General features: G+C 75.8%; 1 pseudogene. It reads right to left on the bottom strand.

Annotated features, from left to right (window positions below):
• Nucleotides 1-2,327 (bottom strand): annotated as a pseudogene (locus tag RH94_RS06415) (S41 family peptidase); the annotation flags it as partial.

A 2,327-nucleotide genomic window follows, 5' to 3' on the forward strand; every position in this document is an offset into this window, starting at 1 on the left:
AGCGGGCCGGGCCCGGTCACCGGGTCGACCGGCCGGCCGCCGACCGCGACGATCGCGTCCCCGGCGCGCACCGCGACGCCGGGCGCGGCCAGCGGGCTGCGCGCGTCCGGGTCGGAGGTCTCCGAGGGCAGGATCCGGTCGATGCGCCAGCCGCCGTCCCCGTGCCGGGAGATGTCCGCGCCGAGCAGTCCCTGCCGGGCGCCGTGCCCGGGGCCGCCGTTCGGCATGACGTAGGCGTGCGAGGTGCCGAGCTCGCCGTGCACCTCCCACAGCAGGTCGACCAGGTCGTCGTGGGTGGCGAGGCGGTCCAGGACGGGCCGGTAGCGGTCGAGGACCCCGTCCCAGTCGACGCCGCCCATGTCCGGCCGCCAGAAGTGGTCCCGCATGATGCGGCCGGTCTCCTCGTACATCTGCCGCCACTCGGCGGCCGGTTCGACGGTCTGCCGGACCCGGCCGAGGTCGACGGTGATGTTGGAGTCGCTGTCCTCGTCGCCGGAGGCGCGGCGGTCGCTGGGGACGACCTTGAGCTTGCCGTCGGTCCACAGCAGGGCGCGCTTGCCGTCGCCGCTGACCTCGAAGTGGTCGGCGTCGGCGGCCAGGTGCTCGATGCGCTGCTGGACGAGGTCGTAGCGCTCCAGCTCGGTCTTGGGGTCGGGGTCGTCGGGCGTGGCGCGGGAGGCGCCGAGGACGCCGCGCACCGGGTGCCTGAGCCAGAGCACGCCGTCCTTGGCGGCGCGCAGGTCGGAGTAGCGGGCGGCCTCGACCGGGAAGGGCACGATGCGGTCGGCGAGCCCTTCGAGGTCGACACGGGTGGCCGGGGTGCCCTCGCTGTCGGGGGTCTCCTCCTTGTCGGGGGTCTCGAAGGGCCTGCCGTGCCGCTGCGGGCCGAACGGGGAGGGCGTGGTCGCGGCCAGGGTGATCAGGTGCGGCCGGGAGCCCTCGACGAAGGCCAGGTCGAAGACGTGCTCGTCGTAGACCGGGTCGAAGGAGCGGTGGGAGAGGAAGGCGAGGTGCTTTCCGTCGAGGGTGAAGGCGGGGGCGTGGTCGCGGAAGCGCAGCGGGGTCGCGTCGGTGACCGACAGGTCGGTGGTGTTGGCCAGGCGCAGCTGGCTGAGCGGGCGCGGGCCCGGGTGCGACCAGGCGAGCCAGGCGGAGTCGGGGGAGAAGGCGAGGTCGCCGACGTCCCCGTGCTCGCTGCGGTCGACCTCGCGGACCTCGCCGGTCTCGCGTTCGACGAGCAGCAGCCGGCCGTCGTGCGCGGCGACGGCCACGCGGCTGCCGTCGGGGGCCACGGCGAGCTCCAGGACCCGGCCGAGCCGCCCGGCGCCCAGCCGGCGCGGGGTGGCGCCGGGCGCGAGGCCGGTGGCGGGCGCGAACTCCAGGGCGTCCTCGCCCTCCGCGTCCGTCACCCACACCACCCACTCCTCCCCCTCGGCGCGGAAGGTGCGCGGCAGCCGGTTCCGTACGCCGGGCTCGGCGGCGAGCGCGCGGGCGGGACCGGAGCGGTGGGTGACCCAGTGGACGGCGCCGCGCACCGAGACGGCGCTGCCGCGCGCGGTGTGGTCGGGGGAGGCGGAGCCGAACCAGCGGGAGGCGTTGACCGGGTGGGGCCGCAGGTCCACGCGGGGTCCGCCGAGCCGGATGTCCAGACGCCGCGGTTCGGCGCTCTCGAGGTCGTCGAGCAGCCACAGCTCACCGGCGACGGCGTAGACGACCCGGGTGCCGTCGGTGGCGGCGTGCCGGGCGTAGAAGCCGTCCAGGGGGGTGTGCCGGCGCAGGTCGGAGCCGTCGGCGAGGGAGGAGTACAGGGCGCCGGTGCCCTCGTGGTCGGAGAGGAACGCGATCCGGTCCCCGACCCACAGCGGGTACTCGAGGTTGCCGTCCAGCTCCTCGTGCAGCCGTACGAACTCGCCGTCGCCCTCCCGGTCGATCCACAGCTTGCCGGCCGTGCCGCCCCGGTACCGCTTCCACCAGGCCGCCTCGCGGCCCATCGGCGCGGACAGCAGCACGGTGTGCGGGCCGTACGCGATGTCGCCGACGGGCCCGTACGGCAGGGTGGCGGCCGGTCCCCCGTCGAGCGGGACGGCGCGGGCCCAGGTGCGGCGCAGACTGGCCTGGCCGTGGGTGCTGATCGCGAGGACCTCGCCGTCCGGGGTCCAGCCGCGCACCTGGGTCTTCCAACTTCCCCAGTGGGTCAGGCGCTCGGCGGGGCCGCCGTCGACGGGAGCGACGTGGACCTCGGGGGCGTCGTCGCGGGTGGAGGTCCAGGCGACGGTGGTGCCGTCGGGCGAGAGGCGGGGGTGGTTCACCGGCACGTTGTCGGCACT

The sequence above is a fragment of the Streptomyces kebangsaanensis genome (assembly GCF_001906585.1).
In the GTDB taxonomy this organism is placed as follows: Bacteria; Actinomycetota; Actinomycetes; order Streptomycetales; family Streptomycetaceae; genus Streptomyces; species Streptomyces kebangsaanensis.